1 protein-coding gene is annotated in these 277 nt (G+C 66.8%); it reads left to right on the forward strand.

Features of this window, described 5'->3' with window-relative positions:
• Positions 1–277: hypothetical protein (locus tag HX846_RS39855; RefSeq protein ID WP_256740146.1), on the forward strand; the 277-nt coding region annotated here is incomplete at both ends.

Genomic DNA, 277 nt, shown 5'->3' on the forward strand with positions numbered 1-277 from the left:
TCGGCCGCGCGCAGTTGCGAGCCCTGGAAGACCAGGCCCGCCAACACGGCCTGACCCTGGCCAGCGTGCTGTGCTGCGCCTATACCCAAGTGCTGGGCCGCTGGAGCGCCAGCCAGCATTTCCTGTTGAACGTGCCGCTGTTCAACCGCCAGGAGCTGCACCCCTGCGTCCCGCATCTGCTGGCGGATTTTTCCAACCTGGTGCTGCTGGAGATCGACCAGCGCCAGGCGGGTTCTTTCGCGCAGCAGGCGCAAGCCCTGCAACGCCAACTGCACCG

The sequence above is a fragment of the Pseudomonas sp. K5002 genome (genome assembly GCF_013386655.1).
Taxonomy (GTDB): Bacteria; Pseudomonadota; Gammaproteobacteria; order Pseudomonadales; family Pseudomonadaceae; genus Aquipseudomonas.